Origin of the sequence: Nonomuraea marmarensis (genome assembly GCF_043197025.1) — a bacterium.
GTDB classification, from domain to species: Bacteria; Actinomycetota; Actinomycetes; order Streptosporangiales; family Streptosporangiaceae; genus Nonomuraea; species Nonomuraea marmarensis.
The window spans coordinates 20,841-47,562 of the sequence record NZ_JBICRM010000001.1; the positions used below are offsets into that span (position 1 = coordinate 20,841).

Below are 26,722 nucleotides of genomic sequence, written 5' to 3' on the forward strand. Positions count from 1 at the left end.
TCAAACTTAGGCAAGGCTAATCTAATGCCCTGATAATGAGGCAAGCCTAACCTTAGGAGATGGACATGCCGGGACCGGTACTGGCTCGAAGGGGTTTCCTGTCGGCCACGGCGGGCCTCGCGGCGGCCCTGACGCTGGCGGCCTGCGGCGGCGGCACGGAGACCACCCCCACGGCAACAGGCTCCGCCGCCCCCCAGAGCTGGACGTTCACCGACGACCGCGGCAAGCAGCTCGACCAGCCCAGGCGCCCTTCCAGGATCGTCGCCCAGGTGGGCGCGGCCGCCGCCCTGTGGGACTTCGGCGTGCGCCCGATCGCCGTGTTCGGCCCGCACCAGCTCAAGGACGGCACCAAGGACCCGCAGGTGGGCAACGTCGACATCACCAAGGTCGAGGGTCTGGGCAACGTGTGGGACGAGTTCAACGTGGAGAAGTACATCTCGCTGCAGCCCGACCTCCTGGTGAGCAGCATGTACATCAAGGGCACCCTCTGGTACGCGCCCGAGAAGTCCAAGGACACCATCGAGCAGGTCGCCCCGACGGCCGGCATCATGCTCACCGGCCGCAGCGCCACCCAGGTGATCGGCAGGTACGAGGAACTGGCCAAGTCCCTCGGCGCCGACATGCGGGGCGTGCCCGAGGCCAAGGCCCGCATGGAGGCGGCCACCAAGGAGCTCGCCAGGTTCAAGGACCTCAAGATCCTCATGATGTCCGGCGGCCCCGACGCGATGTGGGTGGTCAACCCGCCCGAGTACCCGGACGTCGTGCACCTCATGGACGCCGGCCTGGACGTCGTCAAGCCCTCGAAGGTGGACGAGGGCGGCTTCTTCCAGACGCTGAGCTGGGAGAACGCGGACACGTACGACGCCGACGTGATCCTCTACGACACCCGCACCCAGTCGCTCAAACCGGAGGAGATGATGAAGAAGCCCACCTTCGCCAAGCTCCCCGCGGTCGAGGCGGGCCAGCTCTATCCGTGGAACGCCGAGGCGCCCTACAGCTATCAGGGCTACGCCGCCTTCCTCGAAGGGCTGGTGGCGAACCTGGAGAAGGCTAGTAAGCTCCCCTGACCTCGACGATCTCGGCGAGGGGGAACTCCAGGTAGTCGCCTGCCTCCTCGCACCAGGCGTCCAGCGCGCCGCCCTTGAGCTCGCCGTGGCTGATCGTGGCGGTCAGCCCGCCGGTCAGCGTGATGCCCGCGCGCACACCCCGGTCGACCACGAACCCGAGCAGCGACTGCTGCGCCGTCGGCAACCTCGTCGCCATCCTGCCGATGATCGCCCAGGTGCGGCCGATCTTCTCGGCGTCCTGCCGCGAGGCGGCCAGCAGCCGGCGGGCGTGCTCGTGCGGGTCGGGCGTCGGCTCGGCCAGCATGTAGGGGGGCGCCTCGAGCTCCGCGATGCCGGGAAAGCCGGCCAGCTCGGCCACCTGGCCGCCGGGCAGCAGGATCAGCTTGCCGTTCTGCGGCTCCTCGGCCCTGGCCCGGTGGATGGTGATCTCGCCGGTGTCGGAGACGGGCACGGGGGAGTAGCCGACCTCGCGCAGCGCGGCCAGCGTACGGTCGGCTCCGGCCCCGCTCACCAGCACCGTGGGGGCGAGCAGCCGCAGGCCCAGCTTGCCCAGCCGCCGGTGCGCGGCGATCTCCGCGAGCAGCGTGGTGTCGGTGGCCTGGATGACGCAGCCCACTGTGGTGACCGTCACCTCGCCGTGCCGGCGCGCGGTGTCGCGCACGAGGTATTCCAGCGGCTGCGGGATGGTGCCGACCCCGGCCAGCTCGTCGAGCAGCAGGTCGGCCTCGTAGCCGTGGTCGAGCGCGCGGCGCACGCTCTCGGTGGTGAAGCGCCACACCGAGGCCGCACCCCGCGACTCGCGCTCGGCGACCCGGTCCAGCAGCGCCGCCAGCTCCGCCGACGGCGGACCGGTCACGACCGCGGTCAGGTCGGGCCCGAACAACGCGCTCCTGCGTACGCTCGCCAGCGCCCGCGTGGACGCCTGGGCCAGCACCGGATCGTGCTCGACCATGGGCACCGCGTCGTCGTTCTCGTCTCCCGGCTGGGCGGTGAGCCCGGCCAGCGCCCGGCCGAGGTCGGTGAGCGCGTCGTTGGCCAGCAGGCCCAGCAGCTTGGCCTCGTCGAGCACCGCGGGCGCGCACGCGAACAGCAACTCCCTGTCCAGCAGCGGCGCGTGCCAGTGCACGTTGCGCAACAGGCTGACGCGATCGGCGAACGCCGTGCCCGAGGGGAGGTGGGCGAGCACCGACAACACGGACCTGCGGATCCGGGCCACCGCGCTGCCAGCGGGGTCGTCGCCGAGCACGGTGCCGTACTTGCCGTCGAGCTTGCGGAGCGAGGAGCGCTCCATGCGCCACCACGCCGACAGCAGCACCCGCAGCCTGGCCGAGCCCTCGTCGAGCCGCCAGCGGTCGAACCGGTCGGTGGGGATCATGCCGCCGGACGGCTCGTCCCAGGCCAGCAGCCTGGCCACCGCGCAGACCTCCAGCAGCAGCCGCGTCTCGTCCTCGTCGCAGCCGGTCTCCTTGGCCACCCTGCGAACCTCGCGCACGCCCACGCCGCCGCTCTTGAGCAGCGGCAGCGGCGTCTTGGAGGTGTTGTCGAGCAGGGCCGCGCACCGCTCCACCACGTGCGGCGCGGCCAGCGTCATCAGGTGGTCGACCTCTTCCGGATCGACCGGGATCGTGACCACCTCGGGCGCGTCGGGCAGGAAGGCGGGGTGGTAGCCGGGCCCGCGCAGGCAGATCGCCACCTCGCGGGGGACCTCCGCGACGTGCCAGCTCGGCCGGAAGAGCAGGCCGTGGTCGGCGCACCACTTCTCCGGCGTGCCGGGGGTGACGAACCTGCCGCCGTCGACGCTGAGCGCGGGCCCGTCCCAGGCGAACCGGTCGAGCAGCGGCACGGTGCCGTCCGGGGCGCCCCCCATCAGCGACCTGACGCGCTCGATGTCGCTGAGCGTCTCGGTGACGCGGGTGATGATGCGGCGCTTGTTGCCGTGCGCGGGCAGGCCGAGGTTGCGGGCGAGGGAGTGCAGCGCGTCGTTGCTGATCGTCCAGGAGTTGAGGTAGTGGTCGAGCGACTCGCCCAGGCTGAGCGGCGCGGCCCACCAGCGCACGACGCCTTCCGCGAGATGGATCACGCCGTCGTCGTCCGGCCAGGCCAGCGCGTGGTCGTAGAGGTGCTCGAGCCAGGGGGTCACCTCGCCGGCCGGTGCGTCGACGAAGGCCGCCAGCGTCTCGGCCGTGGGGCGGCTCATGGCCAGGGCCGCCTCGGCCAGCTGCAGGCAGGGCAGCGGCAGTCCGCGCAGGGTCTCCATCACGGCGAACCCGTTGCCGAGCCGCTGGGCCAGGGTGTCGAGCCGCCGTGGCCAGGGCGCGGCGATGGCGTCGGGCCGGTTGGCCAGGACGCGGCCGAGTCTGTCTTCGTCTAGTGTTCGCAGCCAGCCGAGCAGGTGATCTTCCATCTGTCAGCACTCTCATGGGGTCGCGCGCTGGGACTCACCGTGAGCCATGACCATCCACGGTAATGCAGATCACTCCCGGTCAGGAGAGGACTGCCCAGACGATCTTTCCGTGTGGTGCGAGTGCGGACCAGCCCCAGCGGAGGCTGATCGATTCGACGATGTGGAGTCCGAGGCCGCCGGTGTCAAGGGGCCCAGGGTATCGCAGCACCGGCACCGAGGAGCCTGGATCGGTGAAGGCGCTGGTGACGAGCGGTCCCCGGCGTACCAAAGACATGTGGACGGTACGCTCGCGGCGGGGATCGTCCAGGCACAGGCCGTGGCGCAGCGCGTTGGTCGCGAGCTCGGAGACCACCAGTTCCATGTTGTCGGTCAGCTCGGCGAGCCCCCAGCCCGACAGGCATCCCGAGGTGAAGCTACGGGCGGAATGGACCGAGGACGCGGCGGGCGGGAGCACGAACGTGGCGCTCGCGGACGGGCCGGGGACCAGCAGATCGCGGGCCGCCTCAGGCCACCAGCCGACCGGAGGCCACCAGTCGAACGCGGTCCACTGGCCGGGCACCGTGGTGGATTGCACGTTGATCATTCTGCGGCAAACTCTCGTGCAGGTGCAAGAGCGAATGCACGTGCAGACAAACCGTGCACACGCTACGGTTGCCTCAAATGGTCAATATGGGGGAAAGGGGATCTTGTCCGCGGCCCATGATCTTTCGGCCGTGAAGTGACAGACTATGTCGCAAGGAAACGAACAAGGAGCAGCACGTGTCCATTGATCCGCCCGGTTCCGGTTCGACCGTTCGGCGCATCATGCTGGGGGCGAGTCTCAGGCGCCTGCGTGAGGCCAAAGGGCTCGACCGTGGACAGGCCGGATTCCACATCCGGGCGTCCGAGTCCAAGATCAGCCGCATGGAGCTCGGCCGCGTCGGCTTCAAGACACGTGACGTGGAAGACCTGCTCACCCTGTACGGCGTCGTCGACGATGCCGAGCGCCGTGCCTTGTTAGAGATGGTTCGCGAGGCCAACACCCCCGGGTGGTGGCACAAGTACTCGGCCGAGTTGCCCGCGTGGTTCACCACGTACGTGGGTCTGGAAGAGGCTGCCAGCGTGGTCCGCACCTATGAGGTGCAGTTCGTGCCCGGCCTGCTGCAGACGGCCTCCTATGCGCGTTCGGTCTTCCAGCTTGGCAACCCCGATGCGAGTCCGGACAAGATAGAACGCCGCGTGCATATGCGTATGCAGCGTCAGGAGCGCTTCACCCAGAAGGACGGTCCTCGCATGTGGGCCGTCATCGACGAGGCGGCTCTCAAACGGACCATCGGCGGGCGGGAGGTCATGTCCGAGCAGCTCCAGCATCTGCTGGAAGTCGCTGCCCTTCCCAACATCACCATCCAGGTGATGCCCTTCAGGTTCGGCAAGCACGCCGCTGAAGGGGGCGCGTTCAGCATCTTGCGGTTTCCCGAGTCCGACTTGACGGACGTTGTCTACGTCGAGCAGCTCTGGGGTGCCCTTTACCTGGACAAACGTGAGGACATCGACCCTTACCTCACGGCTATGGAGCAACTGTGCGTGGAGAGCACCACGCCAGGGGGCACCGTCGAGCTCATCGGCGGTCTTCTCAGAAAGATGTAGATGAACCAGACCTACAACGGCATGCCCGCGGCGGACCTGACGCAGGTCGCGTGGCGCAAGAGCCGCTACAGCAACTCGCAGGGCAACTGCGTGGAGCTCGCGGAGCTTCCCGACGGCGGGATCGCAGTGCGTAACTCGCGTTTTCCCGATGGCCCTGCCCTCATCTATACCCGCGACGAGATCCGGGCCCTGGTGCTCGGGGTGAAGGACGGAGAGTTCGACGGCCTGCTCGTTTAACAGCGTTGTTACCTCCGGCGCGCCTGCTTAACGGGGGCGCGCCGGAGGCGTAACCGCCCGGCCTCCTCCTGCGGACAGGATCAGGGGCATGCTCGACCAGATGACCCTTTATCCGATCGCCGACGACGTGCTGTTCGCGCCGGGCGGCAAGGTCGTGATCCGCACTTATGGCGTGGCGCCCGCCACCACCGGGGCCTCCGTCTCCTACCGGACCTGGGTGACCGGAATCCGCGACCAGCCGCGCTACTGGCACTGGGGGCACTTCGAGGACGCGACCTCGGGGCACCGCAGGGTCCTGGAGTGGCTCACCGGCCGGGGGCCGCAACCTTCCCAAGCGCTGGCCTGATCGCTATTCTCTAGCCGAGCAACCGCTTGGTAGAGGAGGCGTGGTGCGGCGCGCGATCCACCTGCTCGAAGAGGTCGACTTCAGGCCGATGAACTCCAGGAGGCCGCTGGAATACCTCACCTGGCTGACCCGATACAAACGCGAGGACGAGACCCGCACCGCTCCCTCGCTCACCTCCGGCATGTCCATCAGGTCCCGCGAGATCGACCTCGTGGGCGCCTTCTACGCCGTCGGCATCACCGGCCACCCCCAGTTCAAGGCCGTCACGTTGTGGGACTGCCACGGCGGCTGGGAGGGCGGCTGGCGGCAGATGATGGAGATCTACCAAGGGGTGGACGAGCGCCTGTTCCTGTCCGACATCGACGACCTGCGCTTCTCCGCCTTCTCCCGGCCACTCGGCGCCGCGCCGGGCTGCCCGCCGCTGTCCGAGGCGCCCGCCGCCGAGCTCTACCTCTTCGAAAGCGCCCGCGTACGTCCGGGAGCCGCACTCGACTACCTGGAGGCGGTACGCGCCGAACGCGCCCCGCTGCTCACCGAGCACGGCCACACCCTGGCCGGCCTGTACGAGGTGCTGTTCTGCGACACCGAGGCGGTCACCCTCTGGGCCGTCTCGCTCGACGACCACCTGGCCACCCAGCGCGCCCGCGACGCCGCGCTGGGCCTCGACGACGAGGTGGCGCCCGATTCCCGGCTGCTGGACTGGGGTAAGCGTGCTCGCGACTACCTGGAAGGCCGCTGGCGTGAGACGCTGCTGGCACCGTTCCCCGGTTGCCGCCTGGCGCTGGGCGGCCAGCCGGGTTAACGTCGGCTGCGGAGGGTAGCCATGACGGACTCTTACCTCTACAACGGGCAGAGCCCCGACGACCACGTCGCCTCGTGCCCCGACTGCAGCGCGGCCATCGCGCTCCTGGACCAGCCGGACACAGCGGCGGAGCCGCCGCCCACGTTGCGCGAGGCGGTGTTGTCCATGGCGCGCCGCCGGCGCAGCCCCGCCGTGGTGGGCGTGGCATCCGTGGCGGTTCCGTACGCCGAGCAGGTGGCGCTCATGGACGACCTGCTCGCCGAGCTGAGCGGGCCGCAGTGGGACACCCCGATCGCCCGGCACGGCACGGTCAGGGACCTGATGGAGCACCTGGCCGCGAACGACGCCACGGTTGCTGATTTCATGGGCGCCCGCGGCAAAGGCGTTCCTGGGCTGGGCGCGGCGCCGGTGCACCGGCGCTGGCGCGAGCAGGCCGGATCCCTGCTGGAACGGGTGTCCGCCAGCAGCGAGGTGCTGCTCGGCGTCGAAGTGGCGCTGGCGGGGGCGCGGCCCGCCCGTGCGCCGTTGCGCCAGGCCATGGTCCAGCGCACGTTCGAGACGTGGACGCACGCCGAGGACATCAGGGCCGCCACCGACCGCTCCCAGGCCGCGCCGCGCGACGAGCACGTGCACATGATCGCCGAGTTCGGGCTCGCGCTGCTGCCCCGCGCCATGAAGGGGCCGCGCCGCGACGTCTCCGCCACCGTGGTGCTGACCGGGCCCGGCGGCGGCACCTGGACGATCCCGCTCTCACAAACCTCCGACCACGTCGCCGTGCTCATCTCGGCCGACGCGGTGGCCTTCTGCCGGCTGCTGGGCAACCGATGGCCTCCCGACACCTTCCCGTACGCCGCGGAAGGAGACCCCCTCCTCGCCCGCGACATGATCGCCGCCGCCGCCACGCTGGGGTGCGACTGATGAGCGACATGGAGTTGTGTGCGCGCCTGACGGCCGGTGACCTGGACGCGCTGGCCGATGCCTATGACGAGCACGGCTCGTACGTGTACGGGGTCGCGGTCAAGGTCACCGGCAGCCAGGCGTTCGCCGAGGAGGTCACCCAGAGCGTGTTCGTGGCCCTGTGGGAACAACCCTTGTCCTACGACCCCGGCCTGGGGTCGTTGCGCGGCTGGCTGGTCAGCAGGGCGCTGCACGAGTCGGCCCTGCGCTCCAAGGTCAGCTGACAGGGGCGTTCCACGTCAGCAGCACCGGCTCCTCGTGCTCGAAGCCGAGCCGCGAGTAGGTGCCGGTGTCGAGCTTCAGCGCCCTGCCCTCCTCGGGCGGCAGGCCCAGCCAGCGGGCCGCCAGGATGCGCAGGAAGTGGCCGTGCGCCACCAGCGCCACCCGCCCCTCGACCCCCTTGGCCAGCTCGATCACCCGGTCGGCGCGAGCGCCCACGGCGGCGGCGCTCTCGCCGGGATGCTCGGCGTCGCCGGGGATCACGCCGTCGCGCCACAGGTACCAGCCGGGCCGGGTCTTCCTGATCTCCGCCGTGGTGATCCCCTCGTAACCGCCGTAGTCCCACTCCCACAGGTCGGCGTCCACCCGGTAACCGGTCAGGCCGGCCAGCTCCGCCGTACGCCGGGCGCGCTGGGCCGGGGAGACCAGCACCAGGTCGAACACCTGCTCCTTCACCAGCGGCGCCAGCGCCCTGCCCTGGTCCTCGCCGTGCTCCGTCAAAGGCAGGTCGGTACGTCCCGTGTGCTTGCCCGCCTTGCTCCATTCGGTCTCACCGTGTCGGAGCAGCAGCATCTCATCCATGAAGTCCATCATCCGGCACGGTTGACCTCAACCTAGCTTGAGGGAGCAGGCTGACCCCATGGACGCGATCAGATTGCACACATATGGGCCTGCCGGAAACCTTCGCTTCGAGACCGTGCCCGATCCCGTGCCGGGGGCCGGGCAGGCTCGCATCGCCGTACACGCCGCCGGGGTGCACTTCGTCGAGACCCTGCTGCGGCAGGGGCAGCCCGTCGGGCCGCATCCCGCGCCGCCCCTGCCGGCCATCCTCGGGCAGGAGGTCGCGGGGGTGGTCGAGTCGGTGGGCGACGGCGTATCTCCCGATCTCGTGGGGCGGCGCGTGGTGACGTCGGACGTGGTTTCCGGTGGGTACGCCTCGCTCGCCGTGGCCGATGCCACCACGCTGGCTGCGCTTCCCGATCATGTGGACTTTGGGGCGGCGGTCGCCATGAGCACGACCGGGGCCACCACGTTCGGGCTGCTGGAGATCGCCCCGCTGAGCGCCGCCGACGTGGTGCTGGCCACGGCGGCCGCCGGGGGGATCGGGACGTTGCTCGTGCAGTACGCGAAGGCGGTCGGGGCCCGGGTAGTTGGGGCGGCCGGTGGTTCCGCGAAGGTGGCGCGGGTCAGGGAACTGGGGGCCGACCTGGCCGTCGATTACCGGTTGCCGGGGTGGGACAAGGTGGTGCGGGAGGCGGTCGGGGAGGTGAGTGTGGTCTTCGACGGGGTTGGCGGGGAGTTGGGGCGGGTGGCGTACGAGCTGGTCGGGGATGGCGGGCGGCATGTGGTGTTCGGGTCGGCGGCGGGGGAGTGGTTCTTTCCCGATGCCGAGGAGGCGGCGGCGCGTGGCGTGACGGTGTTCGACGGGATCGGTTACCTGCTCGGTCGCGACGGGGGTGTGGGCGATCTGCAGGCCCGGGCGCTGGAGGCGGTCGCGAACGGGTCCCTGACGCCCGGGGTTCAGGCGTTCCCGCTGGCCGGGGCCGCCGAGGCGCACGAGGCGCTGAAGACCAGGAACACGATGGGCAAGGTCGTCCTCATTCCGTAGCCAGCTCCTCGACGACGGGGGTGAAGGCGGGGAGGTCGCGCTCGTGGTGGACCACGAAATACGAAATATCGTGCTCATCCCGCCAATAGCGGACTTTATCGACTATGTCGTGATGCGTTCCCAGGAGGACCTGAGGCGTCTCGTCCAGGCCCGAGCTGTCGGCCGCGCTCCACGACTCCTCCGCCTTCCGTTCCCCCGCCTGGACCACGCTCGTACCCAGCTCCAGGTGGTCGTAGCGGTCGGCGGCGGCCGCGCGCAGGATGCCGAGCTTGCGCAGGAACGCCTCCAGGCCGCCGTCGCGCGTGTCGGGGCCGCTGCCGTCGCCCTTCACCCGCATCCCGATGTTCACGACATCCGCTTCCTCGGCCGCCAGGCGCAACATCCGCGGGCCACCCGCGCCGAGCAGCAGCGGCGGGTGCGGCCTGCGTACCGGCTTGGGCTGCTGGTCGAGCCCGGAGACACGGTAGTGCCTCCCCTCGAAGCTGAACGGCCCATCCCCCCAGAGCCCCTTCAGCACGGCGAGGGCCTCCCGCAACCGCTCGACCCGCACCCCGGGCGGCTCCAGCGCCAGCCCGGCCCCCGCGTAGTCGCCCGCCATCCACCCGGTCCCGATCCCCACCTCGAGCCGGCCATCGGACAGGAGATCGAGCGTGGCCGCCTCCTTGGCCAGCACGGCCGGATGCCTGAAGTCGTTGGCGAACACCAGCGTTCCCACCCGCAGCCTGGTGGTGGCGCAGGCGGCCGCGGTGAGGGCCGCGATGGGCCCGAACCGCGGCCCGACCAGATGATCGGGCACCAGCAGCACATCGAACCCGGCCCCTTCGAGCCGCCTGGCCTTCTCGGCCCACGCCTTGCCCGACTCGGCCTCCCGTACCACCGCCCCGAACCTGAACCGCCGCACGACCTCTCCCATCGTCCAGAGCAAGCGCTTGGCCACAACTGTACGCGCGAAATCCCCGCGCCCGGCGAGCGGTGCCTGACCGGCCGGCTTCCGGACGCGCTCATTCGGAAGCCGCCGGTGTCAGCGGGAGGGGAGGGCGAGGGCGATGCCGCCCGAGGCGGCGGCGAAGATGATCCAGGCCGCGCCGGCCACCGTGTTGGGCAACTGGGCGAACCAGGCGATCGGGATGAGGAACGGGGCCACGATCATGGCGACGGCCGCCCACTTCGGCGCGTCGCTGCTCAGGGCGGCGATCCCCAGCAGGACGAGGCCGAGCAGGCCCAGGAAGAACGAGAACCCGAGCACCGACGTCGGCAGCCCGTCCTCGAGCTGCGTGATCAGCTTGTTCGTGGTGGGCACGTCCAGGCCGGCCTTGGCCGCGGCGTAGATGACGTCGTCGGTGTTCATGCTGACCGGGATGGCCATGATGAAGGCGAGGATCATGCCGACCAGGCCGAGCACCGGCCTGCCGGACCTGGCCACCTTGCTCACCGCGTAGAGCGCCGGGATGAGGGTGACGGCGCTCAGGGCGCCGACCCAGCTCCACAGTGCGTAGGCGTCGAGGTTGGCGATCATGCCTTGGATGTACGGCTCGCCCTCGGTCGTGACGGTGAACGGGGCGAACAGCAGCGAAAGTGCGATGGCGAGTGGGGAGACCACCGCGCAGACGATCATCGCGTACCGGCTGAAGCCGGCGGTGGTGGAGGGTGTTTCAACTGTGGTCATGCCTTGAGGGTGAGCGCGGGTGATGGGTCGCGCATGAGTAGGGGCTACTCAAGCGGCGGGTCTTACCAAGCGCTTGCTTCGGTGCCAGACTGGGGGCATGGACATCCCGGTGCGCCAGGCGACGGACGACGAGGTGGCGTTCTTCGGAGAGCACGGCTGGGTACGCCTCGGCCGGCTGATCGATCCCGGCACCGCGGCGGCGCTGCGCGAGCGGGCTATCGGCTACCTGGATGGCCGCGCGAAGAGCAAGGAGACACTCGTCGACCAGGCGTTCGGGCAGTCGAGGGACGTCGCGGACGGCGATGAGACGTTCGGCGCGCTGGCCATGAGCCCCGCCATGGGGCGCAACGCCGCACGGTTGCTGCGCGGCGTCCGGGCGGTACGCGTGCAGGTCACCAACCTCCTGGTCAAGGAGCCGGGAGAGCACGGCGCCACCGAGTTCCACCAGGACTTCCCCTGGATGCCGATGGACCGCTCGGCGATGCTGACCGTCTGGCTGGCACTGGCCGACGTGCCCGCCGACATGGGCGCGTTGCGGTTCTACGACGGCTCGCACCGGTACGGGCTGCTCGGCCGGAGCTTCACCCGCCCGGGGGACGACCAGCTCAGCCAGCACCCGTGGCTCAAGGAACTGGAGCTGTCGCCGCCACTCGACCTCAAGGCCGGGGACGCGACCGTGCACCACGCCCTGACCGTGCACGGCGCCCCCGCGAACCGCCGTGACAGCCCGCGCCTGTCCTTCACCGTCACGTACTTCGACGCCGACGCCCTCTACACCGGCCTCCCGTATCGGCAGACCGACGGGCTCGGGCTGACGGTGAACCGGCCGTTCGAGCACGAGAGGTTCCCGTGCCTGACACCGTGAAGGGCCCGGTCGCCGACCTGGGGGCGACGCTCATGCACGAGCACGTCTTCGGGCTGAGCCCGGAGATCCTCTGGAACTGGCCGGACATCCCGGAGAAGTGGGACCTGGAGGCACGGGCGCAAGAGGCGGCGGGCAAGCTCGACGCGCTGAAGGACGAGGGCATCGACACGATCGTGGACCTGACCGTGGTCGGCCTCGGCCGGTACGTGCCCGCGGTGCAGAGGGTGGCCGAGCTGACCAGCGTGAACATCGTGGTCGCCACCGGCCTCTACACCTACGACCTGCTGCCGCCGTACTTCGCCAACCGGGGTCCTGGATCGTTGTTCGGCGGGCCGGACCGGCTGGCGGAGTTCTTCGTACGGGACATCGTCGACGGCATCGGGCGGACCGGCGTCAGGGCGGGCATGCTGAAATGCGCCTCCGACCACCTGGGCATGACCAAAGGCTGTGAGCGCGTGTTCCGGGCGGTGGCGGAGGCGCACCTGGAGACCGGGGCGCCGATCACCACGCACTCCCACAGCGCCTCCAAGGGCGGCCTCGAACAGCAGCGCCTGCTCGCCTCCCTCGGCGTGGACCTGGGCCGGGTCGTCATCGGGCACGCCGGGGATTCGACCGACGCGGCCTACCTGGAGGAGCTCATCGCGAACGGCTCGTACCTGGGCATGGACCGCTTCGGCATCGAGACGATCAGCTCGTTCGAGGACCGCGTGTCGATCGTGGCGACGATGTGCGAACGCGGACACGCCGGAAAAATGGTGTTAAGTCACGATTCTTACTGTTTTAACGACCGGTTCGACGCCGAAGTCGTACGCCAGCGCCACCCGAACTACCACCTCCTCCACATACCCCGCGACGTCCTGCCCGAGCTCCGCAAGCGGGGTGTCACGGACGGCCAGATCCACCAGATGCTCGTCGGCAACCCGCGGAGGATCTTCGCATGACAGAGGACTTCGACGTCGGCGCGGACTGGCACGTCGCCGCCCCGTACGACTTCCTGCGCAGGCTCCGCGCGGAGTCGCCGGTGTTCCACAGCGAGCACCTCGGCGCGTACGTGCTGACCCGCCACCCCGACGTGCGGGCGGCGTACGGCGACCCGCGCCGGTTCTCCTCCAAGGGCTCGCTGACGATCTCGCGCAGCCTGACCGCCGAGACGAAGGAGAGGCTGGGGGAGCACGGCTCGTTCCTGTCCAGCTTCGTGGCGAACGTGGACCCGCCCGACCACACCCGCCTGCGCCGGTCGGTGTCGAAGGCGTTCACGCCGCGCGCGGTCGCTGCCATGGAGCAGGCGTTCAGGCGGCTCAACGAGGATCTCCTCGACCGCATCGCGGCGCGGAAGCAGGCCGACTTCGTCGCGGAGATCGGCCACGAGCCGTCGATCAAGCTGACCGCCCGCTTCATCGGGGTGCCGGAGCCCGACGAGGCGTTCGTGCAGGCGCACGTCAAGGACTGGTTCCAGCTCTTCCTCTCGCCGCAGCCACCCGAGCGGCAACTCGAACTCGCCGACAGTTTCCTGACATATCTGGATTACGTGGACCGCCTGGTGGCCGCCAGGGCCAAGGAGCCTCAGGACGACTTCACGTCCCTGATGACCTCGCTGATCGGCGACGAGCTGAGCCACCGGGAGGTGGTCGAGCTGATCTCGACGATCCTGCTCGGCGGCAACGACACCGTCCCGAACCAGCTCGGCAACACCGTCCTGCGGCTGCTCCGGGAAGGCGTCTGGCCGGTGCCGCCGGAGCTGGTCGCGAACGCCGCCGAGGAGTGCATGCGCATCGACGGCGCGTCCCTGGGGTCGTTCCGCTACGCCATAACGGATATTTCGTTACATAATGTGAAAATTCCGGCGGGATCCCTCGTCCTCCTCTCCACCGACTCCGCCGCCCACGACGAGACCGTCTTCCCAGACCCGGAGCGTTTCCTGATCGACCGGCCGAACGCCGCCGAGCACCTGGTCTTCGGCTACGGCATCCACTTCTGCGTCGGCGCCGCGCTCGGCCGCCTGCAACTGCGTACCGCGCTCGACGTGCTCGGCCGCCGCCTGCCGCACCTCGGGCTCGTCCCCGGCCAGCCGATCGCCTACCGCAGGTCGCTCGTCGGCCGCGGCCTGACCTCCCTGCCGGTGCGATGGTGACCGGCCGGTACGACGGCCGCGTCGCGCTGGTGACGGGCGCGGGCTCGGGCATCGGCGCGGCCTGCGCGGCCCGGCTGGCCGCCGAGGGCGCCTTCGTCGGCGTGCTCGACCTCCGCGCGGCCGGCGCCAAGGCCACCGCCGCCGCCATCCGCGCCCGGGGCGGCACGGCCATGGCGCTCACCTGCGACGTCTCCGACGACAAGCAGGTCGAGGAGGCGGTCGCGACCCTGGTCGCGTCGTTCGGCCGGGTGGACGTGCTGCACGCCAACGCCGCCGCACTCGACCCGGACGTGTACGGGCGCGACCGAGAGCTCGACTCCCTCGACCCGGCCGTCTGGGACCGCACCATGGAGGTCAACCTGCGCGGCGCCCTCCTCATGGTCAAGCACACGGTCCCCGTGATGCCCGACGGCGGCGCCATCGTCCTCATGTCCTCGGTGTCGGCCCTGGTCGGCGACACGGTCCACGCCGCGTACGGGACCTCGAAGGCTGCCCTGACCGGCTTCACCCGCTACGTCGCCACCGCGTACGGCTCCCGGGGCATCCGCTGCAACGCCGTCGCCCCCGCGCTCGTCATGACCGCCGCCGCCCAGCGCGCGCTCACGCCCGCCCAGCTCGCCGACAAGGCCGCCGAACGCCTGCTCCCGTGGCCATGCACGGTGGACGACGTGGCCGATCTGGTGTCGTTCCTGGCCTCCGACGAGGCCCGCTGTATCACGGGCCAGAGCATCGTCATCGACTCCGGCACGCTCGCCCACCGCCCGCAGCACGCCATCCACCAGTGGCGAGACACCCACTAAGGTCGGCATATTGCCGTACTTAGGAGGATCTCATGGAGCCGGTGGCGGTCGGGCTGGTCGGAGCGGGCCCGTGGGCCGAGATGGCGCACGCGCCGATGCTGGCCAGGGGGCGGCTGGCCGGAGTGTGGGCGCGCCGCCCCGAGTCGGCGGCCAGGCTCGGCGCGCCGGTGTTCGAGCGGATCGAGGAGCTGTTCGACGCCTGCGAGGCCGTGGCGTTCAGCGTGCCGCCCGCCGTACAGGCCGAGCTCGGCGTCCTCGCCGCCCGCGCGGGCAAGGCGCTGCTGCTGGAGAAGCCCCTGGCCGACTCGCTCGACAACGCCCAGCGCCTGGCCGACGCCGTCGCGGAGGCGGGCGTGGCCTCCCAGATGGTGCTCACCATGCGGTACGCCCCCCAGACCCGCGCGTTCCTGGCCCGCTGCGGCGAGATCCAGGCGTTCGGCGCCACGCCGCGAACGTCTCCGGCTCCCTCATCGGCGACCACCCCTTCGCCACCCCGTGGCGGCTCAAGCGCGGCGCGCTGCTCGACGTCGGCCCGCACGTGATCGACCTGCTGGACGCCGCCCTGGGCAGGGTGACCGGCGTGCGCGCGCACGGCGACCCGCTCGGCTGGACCGGGCTGCTGCTGGAGCACGAGGGCGGCGCCGTCAGCGAGGCGTCCCTGTGCCAGGCCGCCGTCGGCGACCTGCCGCCCGCCACGATCGCCGTGTACGGCCGCACCGGCAGCGCCGTGCTGCCGGCCTTCGACGAGGACCCCCTGGAGACGGTGGCGGCCGAGTTCGCCCAGACCGTGCGGAACGGCGGCGGGCACCCGCTGGACGCCGCCCACGGGCTCAGGCTCCAGCGGATCATCGCCGAGGCGGAGGCCCAACTCGCCCCTTGACGCCGCTCACATCTGGGGGATTGATACCGTCTATCTGACGCGCAGCGTTGCAGCGAAGTCCGGTGCGAGTCCGGCGCTGTCCCGCAACTGTCATAGCCAGGTCGCCTGCCGCTGCGCCGACGTCATCAACCCTCGTGGAAAAGGGTGATCCGTCGCTTTACGCGGGTCTCTCGGTTCCGACAGTGTGAAAGGACTACTCGTGAGGCCCGTACGCACGGCCTTAGCGGGCGCGCTGCTGGGAACGCTCGTCCTGGCCGGATGCGGCCAGACCACCCCCACAGCCTCCCCCTCCGGCACCCCGGCGGCCTCCTCCGCCGGCTTCCCCGTCACGATCGAGGCGGGCAACGGCAAGGTCACCCTCACCAAGAAGCCGGAGCGGATCGTCTCGTTGTCGGCCACCCACACCGAGACGCTCTTCGCCATCGGCGCGGGCCCCCAGGTGGTCGCGGTCGACGACCAGTCGAACTACCCGCCCGAGGCCCCCAAGACCGACCTGTCCGGCTTCAAGCCGAACGTCGAGGCCATCGTCGCCCACAGGCCCGACCTCGTCATCGTCTCCGACGACCTCGACAAGATCGTCGCCGAGCTGGGCAAGGTGAACGTGCCCGTCCTGGTCCAGCCCGCCGCCGTCAAGCTCGACGACGCGTACGAGGAGATCGCCGAGCTCGGCGCGGCCACCGGCAACAAGGCCAAGGCGGACGAGGTCGCCTCCGGCATGCGGACGGCCATGGAGAAGCTGGCCGCCGACGCGCCGAAGGACAAGAAGCTCACCTATTACCACGAGCTCGACCAGACGCCGTACGCCGCCACGTCGCAGACGTTCATCGGCCAGATCTACGCCATGTTCGGCCTGACCAACGTCGCCGACGAGGCGCCGGACGCGGCGGGCGGCTATCCCAAGCTGTCGGCCGAGTTCGTCGCCCAGGCCGACCCCGACCTGATCTTCCTGGCCGACGTCAAGTGCTGCAAGCAGAGCAAGGACACCCTGGCCCAGCGGCCGGGCTGGAAGAACCTGTCGGCCATCAAGAACGACCAGGTGATCCAGCTCGACGACGACCTGGCCTCCCGTTGGGGGCCGCGCGTCGTACAGCTCGCCGAGACCGTCGCCGCCGCGGTGGCCAAGGCCTGACCATGGTTGCGCAGGCCGGTCCGTCCAGGGCCAGACCCCTATGGGTGCTCGGCGCCCTCGGCGTGCTGGCCGTCTCCATGGTCGCCGGGCTCCTCGACGGGGCCGCCGACATCTCGCCCTGGCAGGTGGTGCTCCAGGCCCTGGACTGGCTGCCGTTCGTGCACGTGGACTCGGGGCTCGCGCCCGTCGAGCAGGGGCTGCTGCTGGAGTTGCGGCTGCCCAGGGTGCTCGTCGCCGCCGTCGTCGGGGGGCTGCTGGCCATGGCCGGGGCGGGGTACCAGGGGGTGTTCCGCAACCCGCTCGCCGACCCGTACCTGCTCGGGGCCGCGGCGGGCGCGGGGCTCGCCACCACCGTGGCCATCGTGCTGCTGCCCTCCGTGGCCGGGAGCATCCCGGTCGCGGCCTTCGTGGGGGCCGTGGGCGGCGTGTTCCTGGCGTACACGCTGGGCAACGCGGCCGGGCGCGCGGGCGGCACCGCCACGCTGGTGCTGGCGGGGGTGGCCGTCACGTCGTTCCTGACCGCGATCCAGACGTTCATCCAGCAGTTCAACGTGGAGGAGCTGCAGCGCATCTACTCGTGGATCCTCGGCGACGTCGGCGGCGGGTGGGACCAGCTCTGGCTGGTCCTGCCGTACGCCGCCGTCTCCGCCGTCCTGCTCCTGCTGCACGGGCGCATGCTCGACGTGCTCTCGGTCGGCGACGAGGAGGCGACCAGCCTGGGCGTGCGGGCGGCCAGAGTACGGTTCACCGTGCTGCTGGCGGCGTCGCTGGCCACTGCGGCGGCCGTGGCGGTGAGCGGGCTGATCGGGTTCGTGGGCATCGTCATCCCGCACGTCGTCAGGCGGCTGGCGGGCGGCTCGTACCGGATCGTGCTGCCGCTCTCGCTGATCGGCGGCGCGGCGTTCCTGGTGCTGGCCGACCTCATCGCGCGCACCGTGATCGCGCCCGCCGAGCTGCCGATCGGCGTGGTCACGATGTTCGTGGGGGCGCCGTTCTTCGTCGGCGTCCTGCGCATGACCAGGCGGTCGGTCACGTGATCACGACCGAGGGGCTGTCCGTACGGCTCGGCGACCGCGAGGTGGTCTCCGGCGTGGACCTGCGGGTGCGCGGCGGCGAATGGCTGGCCGTCATCGGGCCCAACGGGGCGGGCAAGTCCACCCTGCTCAAGGCCGTCATGGGGCTGGTCGCGCACCGGGGCGAGGTCACGCTGGACGCCCGTCCCGCCGCCGGGCTCAAGCCGCGCGAACGGGCCCGGCTGCTCGCCTACGCGCCCCAGACCCCCGCCCTGCCGCCCGACATGACGGTCTTCGACTACGCGCTGCTCGGGCGTACCCCGTACATCCCTTATTTAGGTCGTGAGAGCGGCCACGACCGGGACGTCACCGCGTCCGTGCTCGACCGGCTGGACCTGACCGCCCTGGCCATGCGCCACGTCGGGGAGCTGTCCGGCGGGGAACGCCAGCGGGTGGTCCTGGCCAGGGCGCTCGCCCAGCAGGCGCCCGTGCTGCTGCTCGACGAGCCCACCACCGCGCTGGACCTCGGGCACCAGCAGCAGGTGCTGGAGCTGGTGGACCGGCTCAGGCGCGCCGACGGGCTGACCGTCGTCACCACCATGCACGACCTGACCGTCGCCGGCCTGTACGCCGACGCCCTGATGCTGCTGGCCGAGGGACGGGCGGTGGCCTCCGGCAAACCCGCCCAGGTGCTCACCGAGGCGTTGGTGGGACGCCACTTCGACGCCCATGTGAAGATCGAGCCCGGGCCCGATGGGCGGCCCGTCGTGCACCTGGTGAGGGGAGGACCGTGAAGCTCACCTATCGGGTGGAGGAGGGGGCGCGGCTGGGGGCCCTGCTGTGGGAGTTCGGGCCGGGCTGGCGGATGATCTCCTCCGCGATACTGGGCGGGGGGATCGGGGCGCGGGAGTGGGTGCTGAACGCGCAGGTGGTGGCCGGTTATTCACGCATGGACCCGGTCGAGCACCTGGTCTCGCTGGGGCCCGGTGGGGACGGTGTCGGGATGATGACCGCCGCGTCGGTGGACCGCTACGTGCGGGCTTCGGACGGCGGCGTGTCGTGCTACGCCACCGTGGGCCTGCGCGTGCCCACCTGGGCTGCCGCCCCCGAGGGGACCACGGATCCCGAGCTGGCGCCGACGCGGGTGGGCACGATCAACATCGTGACCGTGCTGCCCGTGGCGATGACGGACGCGGCGCTGGTCAACACGGTGATGACGGTCACGGAGGCCAAGTCGCAGGCGCTGATCGAGGCGGGGTTCCCGTGCACGGGCACCGCTTCTGACGCGGTCTGCGTGGTTGTGCCGGCCGACGGGCCCGAGGAACTGTTTGGAGGGCCTCGGTCGGAGTGGGGGGCTCGGGTGGCGCGGGCCGTGCACGCGGCGGTACGGCGCGCCGCCGATGCGTGGCGGCCTCGTGACTTTGGGTGACGGAATTTGGGCAAGTAGCATGTGGGCGAGGGCTTGATTCCCGATACTGGGTGGGTGACCGCAATGGCGACGATCGAACCGACCACAAAGCGCGGTGCTCACTTCGGTGAGCCGTTTACTGTCGATGACCTGCTCGAAATCCCAGACGACGGGTACCGTTACGAGCTCTTCAACGGGAGCCTAGTAGTGAGTCCTGCCCCCACACCTCTGCACCAGAACGCGATCTTTCGCTTGCAGATGATCCTCCATCAGTCGGTGCCGCAGCATTTGATGGAGTTCTCAACCGTCAACGTGCGCGCGACTGACAAGGACTTCTACATCCCTGACCTCGTCGTCGTATCCAAGGCTTCAGCCAAATCCGTGAAGCTGATGTTCTCGCCTAGTCATGTGTTGCTGGCTGTCGAAGTCGTCAGCCCGAGCACCAAGGCACGTGACAGAGGCCTCAAGACCGAGGCTTATGCTGCGGCAGGCATCGCTACCTACTGGCGAGTCGAGCTGGACGAAGGACCGACCCTCTACGTCTACGAGCTGGACGGTGACGCCTACAAGGCGCCGACAGCCCACAAGGCCGGGACCACGGTCTCCCTGTCGGTGCCCTTCTCCGTCAGCTTCGACCCTGCCGAGCTGGTCGATCTCGACTGAAAGAAGTCACATCTCGAACCCGTAATCCTCGGCCGCTCCTCGTGGCGTGACGCGCCCCGCCTCGAGGTCGGCCAGGATCGCCTCCTGATCCCGTTCGCCCGGCGGGCCGAGGCCGCCCCCTCCCGTCGTCTCCACGATGAACGCCTCGCCCGCGGCGAACCGCACGTTGTTCACCTTCGACGCCAGGCGTTCCACCGTGCCGTCCAGGTGGCGCTTGTAGAAGCCGCCCAGCCGTCCAGGTAGCCCGCCGTCGCGGCCCGGGGGTGGGAGGCGGAGGCGGTCGCCCCGGGTGGTGACGTGGCAGTCCGCCAGGAAGCGGTACACCGTTCGCGAGCCCAGCCCGCCCCGATACCGGCCGGGCCCGCCCGAGTCCGGGACCGTCTCGATGGACTCGACGATCAGCGGGCAACGACTCTCCACCGGCTCCGCCTGCGGGACCGAGTTGCGGCCGATGCCGAAGTGCACGCCCGTCGCGTCCGGGCCGTCCAGGCCCCGGCGGGCGCCTACGCCGCCGAAATCGTAGGAAAGGTGGATCCAGTACGGCGCCCCGACCGCGGCGATCGAGAACGGCTGCAGGATCCCGCTGGCGGCGATCGCCCGTTCGGGCACCGCGTCGGACATGGCCTGGAAGACGGCCTCCATGGCGGCGTAGATCGGGACGTACCGGCCGCCGCAGGGGTAAGGCGATCGGGCGTTGAGCAGGGAGCCCTCCGGGAGGCGTACCTCGATGGCGCGCAGGCAGCCGTCGTTCATGGGGATCGTGGGGTCCAGGAAGCAGCGGACCGCGAAGACGGCCGCGGCCAGGGACTGCGCGGCCGAGGCGTTGATGGCCGCGGGGACCTGCGGGTCCGTGCCCTCGAAGTCCAGGACCGCCTGGTCCCCGAGGGTGACGGCCACGCGGATGTGGTGGTATTTTTCGGGGTTTATGCCGTCGTCGTCGATGGGGTACGCCGCCTCGAACCGGCCCTTCGGCAACTCGGCCAGAGCCGTGCGGGTTCGGGTCTCCGTGTAGTCCAGGTAGTCGTCGATGCCCGCCGCCAGGCCCTGCTCGCCGTACTCGCCGATCAGGGCCTCCAGGCGGGTGGCGGCCACCGCCGTGCCGGCCACGAGGGCCCGTACGTCGCCCATGACCTTGCCCGGGGTACGGCTGTTGGCCTTCAGGATGGCTTCCATGGCCGGGTCGATTCCCCGGTCCGTCGCCAGGCGTACCGGGGGGAGCTGGAGGCCCTCCAGGAAGATGTCCGTGGCCAGGGGCGCCATGCCGCCGGCGGACAGGCCGCCCAGGTCGGAGACGTGGATCATGGTGGCGGTGAAGTACGCCGGGTGGCCCCTGACGAAGACCGGGCGGTAGACGAGCAGGTCGTTGGTGTGCACGCCGCCTCGGTAGGCGTCGTTGAGCGCGTACACGTCGCCTGGGCTCATCGTGTCCAGGGGGAGGTCCTTGACGAGCTCGGGGAGGGCCGCTTTGAGCGCCATGCTGTTCATGAGCGTGGTGGCCGTGGAGTGGGCGATCAGGCGGCCCCGGGCGTCGAGGACGGCGGCCGAGGCGTCGGAGCCCTCGACGATGAACGTCGAGTACGCCGAGCGCACCACCACGATGCTGGCCTCCTCCGCCGCCACCACCAGCGCGTTCCTGAGCACCTCGGCGGTCAGGGCGTCGGCCATCGTCCGCTCCTGACCAGGTGCACGGCGCGGGTCCCGGTCAGGGTGGCGGTCCAGCCGGGTGGGACGACGATCGTGGACTCGGCGTCTTCGACGATGGCCGGGCCGTGGAGCCCGGTCCCCATGGTGTCCCTGGTGTGGACCGGGACCTCCGTGTAGCCGCCCGCCTCCGGGAAGTAAGCCCTTCTCGCGCCGGCGGTACCACGCTGAGCCGTACCGGCGCTGGGCGGGGGCGGTGGGTCGGCGGGGGTCGTGACGCGGACGCGGTAGCTGACCAGCTCGATCTCGCCTTGCTGCGTGATGCCGTAGACCTCGGCGTACCGCTCGAAGAAGCGGGATTCCAGGGTCTCGCGGGAGGGCGTCCAGTCGACGGTCAGGTCGTGGGACTGGCCCTTGAAGCGGATGTCCACCGAGCGCAGCACCCGCACGCCGGGGTCCGAGAGCGAGACCCCGAGGTCCGTGGCCGCTTCCGAGGCCAGCGTGGTGAAGATCGCCTCCGGGTCGGGGGCGTTCGGGCGGGACAGGACGCGGTCCGTCGAGAGGGCGCCCGACAGCAGGCCCGCCGCCGACGCCACCCCGCAGTGCGGCGGAACCACCACCGTCGCGATCCCGAACCGTTCCGCCACCCTGGCCGCGTGCATCGGCCCCGCCCCGCCGAAGGCCACCAGGGCGAAGCCGCGCGGGTCGATCCCGCGTTGCACCGTCACCACGTGCACCGCCGACGCCATCGAGGCGCTCACGATCTCGTGCACGGCGTACGCGGCCTCCTCCCGCGACACCCCCAGCGGCCCCGCCAGCCGGTCGAGGGCCTTGTCCGCCAGGGCGGGCGACAGCGGGAACGAGGCCGAGCAGAGGTAGCCGAGCACCAGGTTGGCGTCCGTGACCGTCGGCTCCGAGCCGCCCAGGCCGTAACAGGCGGGACCGGGCGAAGAGCCCGCCGAATGAGGGCCGACGCGCAGCGCGCCGGCCGGGTCGAGCCAGGCGACGCTGCCGCCGCCCGCCCCCACCTCCGCCAGGTCGATGGCGGGCGTCTTGATGGGCACCCCGGTGCCCGCCCGGCGCCCGCCGAAGCTGCCCTTGCCCCCGACGTGGAACTCGTGTGTGATCTCCGGCCGGCCTCCGCGCACCACGCACGTCTTGGCGGTGGTGCCGCCCATGTCGAACGAGATCACGTTCGCGAACCCGGTCCCCGCCGCCGCCAGCACCCCCGCCGCGGGACCCGACTCGATCGTGGCCACCGCCCGCCTAGCGGCCAGTTCGGCGGAGATCACGCCGCCGCTGGACTCCATCACGTGGATGGGCGCGGCGATCCCGATCTCCGCCAGCCGATCTCGTAGCCGCGAAAGGTAAGATCCCATTAATGGACCGATATAAGCGGACATGATGGTGGTCGTGGCGCGTTCGTATTCCCGGATCTCCGGCCACACCTCCGCGGACGTCACCACGTTGGGGATCGATTCACGCAGGATCGCCGCCACCTGCTGCTCGTGTGCGGGGTTGGCGTAGGAATGCAGGAGGCAGACGGCCGCCGACTCGATGCCGCGCCGGGCGATCTCCCGCGCCGCGTGCCGTACCGAAGCCAGATCCAGCGGCGTCAGTACGGCGCCGCCCGCCGAGACACGTTCCACCACCTCGAAGCAGTCACCCGGCGCCACCGGCGGGGCGGGCGGCGAGAAGCGCAGGTCGTACCGGTCCTCCTCGACCCGGGCGTAGCGGCCGAGCGGGATGGCCGCGCGAAAGCCCTGTGTCGTGACATAGGCGACCCTGACCCCCTTGCGTTCGAGCACCGCGTTGGTGGCCAGCGTCGTGGCGTGCACCACCCGCGTGACCTGGGCCGGGTCGAGGTCGCCGAGCGCGCGCGTAACGCCGGTGACGATGCCCGCGATGGGGTCGTAGTGGGTGCTCAAACACTTGGCCACGGAAATCGCGCCGGACGTGCCTCTAAGGACCACATCGGTGAAGGTGCCGCCGACATCGACGCCGATCGTGTACCCCATTCAGGTACGTTATGTCCCCGAGCAAGCGCTTGTCTATGTGGCGGTCTATTGACTTACCGCATGTGATTGGGACCCTGGATTCATTCCTGCGTTTGGAGCGGAGAGATGGCGCGCCTCACAGCTCTTGCCGGTGGCGTCGCGGCCGCACTCGTGCTGATCGCGATGCCGGCCACGGCGCATGAGCACCCGAGCGGGATCACCGACCTGGTGAGCCCGGCCGTGGTGCGGTTGGAAGCCGTGTCCCACGTGGAGATCACCCTGCTCGACCATGTCGGTGAGATCAAACATGTGGAGCGGTCCTACGACATCCCGTTCGCCGTGGGCACCGGGACCGTCGTCAACCCCGACGGCACGATCGTCGCGCTCCGGCGCCTGGCGGTGAACGACAACGACGTCGCGATCTACGCGGCCAACAAGATCTTCGCCGAGCACCACAAGGTGAAGATCCCCGTCGACTACAAGAAGCACAAGGTCTCGGACGACGTGCTCGACCACCACCTGCAGCTGTGCTACCCGCCCAAGACCGACACCGCCACCTGCATCATCGACGTGACCACCGAGATCACGGCCTTCCCCAACGTGTCGCCGGCCAGCCCTGACGGCTACCAGGTCAAGTGCATCAAGGCGGGCAAGACGCCCGACAGCCCGGCCGTGCTGGTCCCGCTGACCCCGGCGGCCGGAGGCGTCGGCATGCCCACCGCGCCGCTCGCCGACAAGGTGCCCGAGCAGGAGGGCTCGCCCACCAACGTGGCCGGCTTCCTCGGCAGGCCGGGCCCGAACGTCGCGCACACGGTCGAGATCGCCCACCTGGCCAAGGGCGGCGCGGCCGGAGACGGCGGCAGGCCGTTCGCGGACCCGGAGAAGAAGGTGGACGAGCCGGTCAAGCTGGGCGGCCTCGCCGACAAGGGCCTGGTCGGCGCGCCGGTGATCGGCGACAAGGACGGCCACGTCATCGGCCTGCTCGTGGGCGGCGGCAACGAAGGCAAGATGATCGGCATCAGGGAGGTCACCGGCATCCTGGCGGCGGCCAAGGTGGCGCCGCGCAGGGGCGCGATCGACACGGCGTTCGAGGCGGCGCTGACCCGCTACCACACCAAGTACTACACCGAGGCCGCGCCCGGCTTCCAGCGCGTGCTGGAGCTCTATCCCGGCAACGTGGTGGCCGCGGCGCTGCTGAAGACCTCGCTGGCCAAGCGGGGCGGCCCGGAGGACCAGGGCACGAAGCAGGCGGCGAGCCCGCCCGCCAGGTCCACGCCGCTGTGGCCGTTCATCGTGGCGGCCGGGATACTTTTCATAGCGGCCGGGGGTGGGGCGTATTTGTTGTGGCGCCGCCGCACTCCTGAGAGACCGACAGGACTGCCACAACCAGTGGCGGCCGGTCCACCGCTCGACGACGGTGCCAACCAGACCGTGGTCGTACGGCGGTCGCAGTCGTTCCAAGTGGTCCCGCAACAGCAGCAGGTGATGACCGCGCCGGATCCGGCGATCAAATACTGCACCTCGTGCGGCATGAGACTCGGGCCGGCGCATCGCTTCTGCGGCTACTGCGGCCACCCCATCGAGATGTGATGCCATTGAACGAAAGATCGCTCATCGGCCAGGAGGTGGCCGGGTACTACATCGAGGACATCGTCGGCAAGGGCGGCATGGCCGTCGTCTATCTGGCGCTCGACCCGAGGTTGAGCCGCCGGGTCGCGCTGAAGATCCTCAACCCGGTGCTCAGCGTCGACGACCGGTTCAGGCAGCGGTTCATCCTGGAGTCCAGGACGGTCGCCAGTATCGAGCACCCCAACATCATCCCGATCTACGAGGCGAACGCCGACGCCGACGGCGTTCTCTACATCGCCATGCGCTACGTCGACGGCCTCGACCTGCGCCGTCTCATCTACGACAGGGGGCCGCTGCCGATCGGCCAGGGGAACCAGATCTTCGCCCAGGTGGCCGCCGCGCTCGACGCCGCCCATGCGCACGACCTGATCCACCGGGACGTCAAACCGGCCAACATCCTGCTGGCCGACAACCACGTCTACCTCACCGACTTCGGCATCACCAAGCACCGCTCGTCGATCTCCGGGCTGACCCAGACCGACCAGTTCATCGGCACGCCCCGCTACATGTCGCCCGAGCAGATCAACAAGGAGCACATCGACGGCCGCTGCGACCAGTACGCGCTGGCCTGCGTCATCTACGAGGCGTTGTCGGCGCGGCTGCCGTTCCAGCGTGAGAACGACATCGCACTGCTCTGGGCCCACCTGGCCGAGACGCCCACGCCGCTGTCGCAGCTCAGGCCCGAGCTGCCGCCGCAGATCGACGCCGTGATGATGCGCGCCCTGGCCAAGGCGCCCGAGCAGCGCTACGCGAGCTGCACGGAGTTCGTGACCGCGCTGCGTGACGCGATCGGCGGCAACCAGCCCGACCCGGCCAGCGGCCCCCACACGAGCCCGCCCTTCGTGCCCCGCCCCAGCGCCGGCCCGCATTCAGGGCCGCATCCCGTGCCCCACCCGGGCCCCACCTCCGGGCCGCACTCGGGTCCGCAGCTCGCCTCCCCGTTCGCGCAGGCTTCGGCGAGCGCTCAGCTCAGCGGGCCCGGCCCGCTCACGCAGCCCTCCACGCCCAGCAGGCGTCCCGGCCGTATCCCGATTGTCGCGGCCACGCTGGTCGCCGCCGTCGCGGCGCTCGCGCTGGTCGCGATGATCATCATGAACCACCGCAGCGAGACCTGGTCCCGCTACCAGACCAGCTCCGCCGCGCCGCTCACGTTCGAATATCCGGGCGACTGGACCGTACGCACCCACCAGGACCTGTTCGCGGTGGTCTCCCCGCACGCCACCGAGTTCGAGTCCCTGTTCGTGGCCGGGCCGGGCGCGGACTGGTCGGCGGTCTCCTCGATCGTCGCCGACGATCCCGACAGCGCCTCCGGCGTGTACGTCCAGGTCTCCGACACCCTCGACGCCAGCGGCAACTCCGAGCAGATGAAGGCCAAGATGGAAGCCCTGCTGCCGGGCCAGGTCGACGTCGAGAAACCCGTACAGGACCAGGCCGGCACCAGCCCCGCCACCCGCTTCGACGGGGCGCTGCACGACCCGGCCACCGGCACCAGGCTGGGCTTCGTGAGCTACGTCATCGACCGCCGGCCGAAGACCATGCTCGTGATGTACTTCTGCGCCAAGGCCACCTGCGACGACGCCACCCAGACCCGCATCAGGCAGAGCGTCCAGGTGTCATGACTTGTAACTCACTT

General features: G+C 70.3%; 28 protein-coding genes. 21 read left to right on the forward strand and 7 right to left on the reverse strand.

From position 1 onward, the window contains the following. Positions 1–65 precede the first annotated feature (65 nt). Positions 66–1,067 (forward strand): ABC transporter substrate-binding protein, encoded by a 1,002-nt coding sequence (locus ACFLIM_RS00130; RefSeq protein WP_393160494.1) that lies wholly within the window; start codon positions 66–68, stop codon positions 1,065–1,067. Here ACFLIM_RS00130 and ACFLIM_RS00135 read toward each other — a convergent pair. Continuing rightward, positions 1,051–3,471 (reverse strand): helicase-associated domain-containing protein, encoded by a 2,421-nt coding sequence (locus ACFLIM_RS00135; protein WP_393160496.1) that lies wholly within the window; start codon positions 3,469–3,471, stop codon positions 1,051–1,053. The two genes, ACFLIM_RS00130 and ACFLIM_RS00135, sit on opposite strands and share 17 nt — an antisense overlap. Positions 3,472–3,550: 79 nt before the next feature. Beyond that, positions 3,551–4,054 carry an ATP-binding protein gene (locus ACFLIM_RS00140; protein ID WP_393160498.1) on the reverse strand — a complete coding sequence of 168 codons (504 nt, stop codon included), beginning with the start codon at positions 4,052–4,054 and terminating at the stop codon, positions 3,551–3,553. Positions 4,055–4,275: 221 nt separating this feature from the next. On the opposite strand from ACFLIM_RS00140, the gene ACFLIM_RS00145 reads away from it, so the two are divergent. The 6 genes from ACFLIM_RS00145 (at position 4,276) to ACFLIM_RS00170 (ending at position 7,663) form a co-directional block, all read left to right on the forward strand. Next, on the forward strand, positions 4,276–5,097 hold the full coding sequence (locus ACFLIM_RS00145; RefSeq protein WP_393161577.1) for a helix-turn-helix domain-containing protein: 822 nt from the start codon (positions 4,276–4,278) through the stop codon (positions 5,095–5,097). Next, positions 5,098–5,334 carry a DUF397 domain-containing protein gene (locus tag ACFLIM_RS00150; RefSeq protein ID WP_043632079.1) on the forward strand — a complete coding sequence of 79 codons (237 nt, stop codon included), beginning with the start codon at positions 5,098–5,100 and terminating at the stop codon, positions 5,332–5,334. It begins immediately after the preceding gene. An 88-nt stretch (positions 5,335–5,422) separates the two neighbouring features. Then, complete coding sequence (locus tag ACFLIM_RS00155; RefSeq protein WP_138670670.1) at positions 5,423–5,680, forward strand: hypothetical protein; 258 nt, start codon at positions 5,423–5,425, stop codon at positions 5,678–5,680. Positions 5,681–5,723: 43 nt separating this feature from the next. Beyond that, positions 5,724–6,482: a hypothetical protein gene (locus ACFLIM_RS00160; RefSeq protein WP_393160503.1), complete on the forward strand. Its 759-nt coding sequence runs from the start codon at positions 5,724–5,726 to the stop codon at positions 6,480–6,482. A gap of 21 nt (positions 6,483–6,503) precedes the next feature. Next, positions 6,504–7,400, forward strand: coding sequence for a maleylpyruvate isomerase family mycothiol-dependent enzyme (locus ACFLIM_RS00165; RefSeq protein WP_393160505.1), 897 nt, complete (start codon positions 6,504–6,506; stop codon positions 7,398–7,400). After that, complete coding sequence (locus ACFLIM_RS00170; protein ID WP_393160507.1) at positions 7,400–7,663, forward strand: sigma factor; 264 nt, start codon at positions 7,400–7,402, stop codon at positions 7,661–7,663. Before ACFLIM_RS00165 ends, ACFLIM_RS00170 begins: the two co-directional genes overlap by 1 nt. Here ACFLIM_RS00170 and ACFLIM_RS00175 read toward each other — a convergent pair. After that, positions 7,656–8,240, reverse strand: coding sequence for a histidine phosphatase family protein (locus ACFLIM_RS00175; protein ID WP_393160509.1), 585 nt, complete (start codon positions 8,238–8,240; stop codon positions 7,656–7,658). The two genes, ACFLIM_RS00170 and ACFLIM_RS00175, sit on opposite strands and share 8 nt — an antisense overlap. Positions 8,241–8,298: 58 nt before the next feature. Here ACFLIM_RS00175 and ACFLIM_RS00180 point away from each other — a divergent pair, with 58 nt between their 5' ends. Then, positions 8,299–9,267 carry a zinc-binding dehydrogenase gene (locus tag ACFLIM_RS00180; protein WP_393160511.1) on the forward strand — a complete coding sequence of 323 codons (969 nt, stop codon included), beginning with the start codon at positions 8,299–8,301 and terminating at the stop codon, positions 9,265–9,267. Here the strand turns inward: ACFLIM_RS00180 and ACFLIM_RS00185 are convergent. Both ACFLIM_RS00185 and ACFLIM_RS00190 read right to left on the reverse strand, forming a co-directional pair. Continuing rightward, positions 9,257–10,204 (reverse strand): TIGR03621 family F420-dependent LLM class oxidoreductase, encoded by a 948-nt coding sequence (locus ACFLIM_RS00185; protein ID WP_393160513.1) that lies wholly within the window; start codon positions 10,202–10,204, stop codon positions 9,257–9,259. The two genes, ACFLIM_RS00180 and ACFLIM_RS00185, sit on opposite strands and share 11 nt — an antisense overlap. An 84-nt stretch (positions 10,205–10,288) precedes the next feature. Next, on the reverse strand, positions 10,289–10,933 hold the full coding sequence (locus ACFLIM_RS00190) for a hypothetical protein (RefSeq protein WP_393160515.1): 645 nt from the start codon (positions 10,931–10,933) through the stop codon (positions 10,289–10,291). Between the two features lie 97 nt (positions 10,934–11,030). Here ACFLIM_RS00190 and ACFLIM_RS00195 point away from each other — a divergent pair, with 97 nt between their 5' ends. The 11 genes from ACFLIM_RS00195 to ACFLIM_RS00245 all read left to right on the forward strand — a co-directional run bounded on the left by ACFLIM_RS00195 (position 11,031) and on the right by ACFLIM_RS00245 (position 19,822). Further along, the gene (locus ACFLIM_RS00195; protein WP_393160517.1) at positions 11,031–11,798 is read left to right on the forward strand and encodes a phytanoyl-CoA dioxygenase family protein; all 768 of its coding nucleotides are present in this window, start codon (positions 11,031–11,033) and stop codon (positions 11,796–11,798) included. Further along, positions 11,783–12,739, forward strand: coding sequence for a phosphotriesterase family protein (locus ACFLIM_RS00200; protein WP_393160519.1), 957 nt, complete (start codon positions 11,783–11,785; stop codon positions 12,737–12,739). Before ACFLIM_RS00195 ends, ACFLIM_RS00200 begins: the two co-directional genes overlap by 16 nt. Further along, the gene (locus ACFLIM_RS00205) at positions 12,736–13,929 is read left to right on the forward strand and encodes a cytochrome P450 (protein ID WP_393160521.1); all 1,194 of its coding nucleotides are present in this window, start codon (positions 12,736–12,738) and stop codon (positions 13,927–13,929) included. The genes ACFLIM_RS00200 and ACFLIM_RS00205 overlap by 4 nt, the downstream gene beginning before the upstream one ends. After that, complete coding sequence (locus tag ACFLIM_RS00210; protein ID WP_393160523.1) at positions 13,923–14,729, forward strand: SDR family NAD(P)-dependent oxidoreductase; 807 nt, start codon at positions 13,923–13,925, stop codon at positions 14,727–14,729. The genes ACFLIM_RS00205 and ACFLIM_RS00210 overlap by 7 nt, the downstream gene beginning before the upstream one ends. A 32-nt stretch (positions 14,730–14,761) precedes the next feature. Further along, positions 14,762–15,271: a Gfo/Idh/MocA family protein gene (locus tag ACFLIM_RS00215; RefSeq protein WP_393160524.1), complete on the forward strand. Its 510-nt coding sequence runs from the start codon at positions 14,762–14,764 to the stop codon at positions 15,269–15,271. Beyond that, on the forward strand, positions 15,268–15,609 hold the full coding sequence (locus tag ACFLIM_RS00220; protein ID WP_393160526.1) for a hypothetical protein: 342 nt from the start codon (positions 15,268–15,270) through the stop codon (positions 15,607–15,609). The genes ACFLIM_RS00215 and ACFLIM_RS00220 overlap by 4 nt, the downstream gene beginning before the upstream one ends. A gap of 199 nt (positions 15,610–15,808) precedes the next feature. Continuing rightward, positions 15,809–16,738: an ABC transporter substrate-binding protein gene (locus ACFLIM_RS00225; RefSeq protein WP_393160528.1), complete on the forward strand. Its 930-nt coding sequence runs from the start codon at positions 15,809–15,811 to the stop codon at positions 16,736–16,738. Between the two features lie 2 nt (positions 16,739–16,740). Beyond that, a complete protein-coding gene (locus tag ACFLIM_RS00230) occupies positions 16,741–17,775 on the forward strand; it encodes a FecCD family ABC transporter permease (RefSeq protein ID WP_393160530.1) in 1,035 nt (344 codons plus the stop codon). Continuing rightward, positions 17,772–18,545: an ABC transporter ATP-binding protein gene (locus ACFLIM_RS00235; protein WP_393160532.1), complete on the forward strand. Its 774-nt coding sequence runs from the start codon at positions 17,772–17,774 to the stop codon at positions 18,543–18,545. The genes ACFLIM_RS00230 and ACFLIM_RS00235 overlap by 4 nt, the downstream gene beginning before the upstream one ends. Then, positions 18,542–19,180 carry an adenosylcobinamide amidohydrolase gene (locus ACFLIM_RS00240; RefSeq protein ID WP_393160534.1) on the forward strand — a complete coding sequence of 213 codons (639 nt, stop codon included), beginning with the start codon at positions 18,542–18,544 and terminating at the stop codon, positions 19,178–19,180. The genes ACFLIM_RS00235 and ACFLIM_RS00240 overlap by 4 nt, the downstream gene beginning before the upstream one ends. Before the next feature lie 63 nt (positions 19,181–19,243). Continuing rightward, entirely contained in the window at positions 19,244–19,822 is a 579-nt protein-coding gene (locus ACFLIM_RS00245) for a Uma2 family endonuclease (protein ID WP_393160536.1), read from the forward strand. A 6-nt stretch (positions 19,823–19,828) separates the two neighbouring features. On the opposite strand, the gene ACFLIM_RS00250 is transcribed toward ACFLIM_RS00245, so the two are convergent. Then, positions 19,829–21,487: a hydantoinase B/oxoprolinase family protein gene (locus tag ACFLIM_RS00250; protein WP_393160538.1), complete on the reverse strand. Its 1,659-nt coding sequence runs from the start codon at positions 21,485–21,487 to the stop codon at positions 19,829–19,831. After that, on the reverse strand, positions 21,472–23,481 hold the full coding sequence (locus tag ACFLIM_RS00255) for a hydantoinase/oxoprolinase family protein (RefSeq protein WP_393160540.1): 2,010 nt from the start codon (positions 23,479–23,481) through the stop codon (positions 21,472–21,474). The genes ACFLIM_RS00250 and ACFLIM_RS00255 overlap by 16 nt, the downstream gene beginning before the upstream one ends. A gap of 105 nt (positions 23,482–23,586) precedes the next feature. Here ACFLIM_RS00255 and ACFLIM_RS00260 point away from each other — a divergent pair, with 105 nt between their 5' ends. Both ACFLIM_RS00260 and ACFLIM_RS00265 read left to right on the forward strand, forming a co-directional pair. After that, positions 23,587–25,050, forward strand: a complete 1,464-nt coding sequence (locus ACFLIM_RS00260) for a zinc ribbon domain-containing protein (protein WP_393160541.1) — start codon at positions 23,587–23,589, stop codon at positions 25,048–25,050. Beyond that, on the forward strand, positions 25,050–26,708 hold the full coding sequence (locus ACFLIM_RS00265; RefSeq protein WP_393160543.1) for a serine/threonine protein kinase: 1,659 nt from the start codon (positions 25,050–25,052) through the stop codon (positions 26,706–26,708). The genes ACFLIM_RS00260 and ACFLIM_RS00265 overlap by 1 nt, the downstream gene beginning before the upstream one ends. The last annotated feature ends 14 nt before the right edge of the window (positions 26,709–26,722 follow it).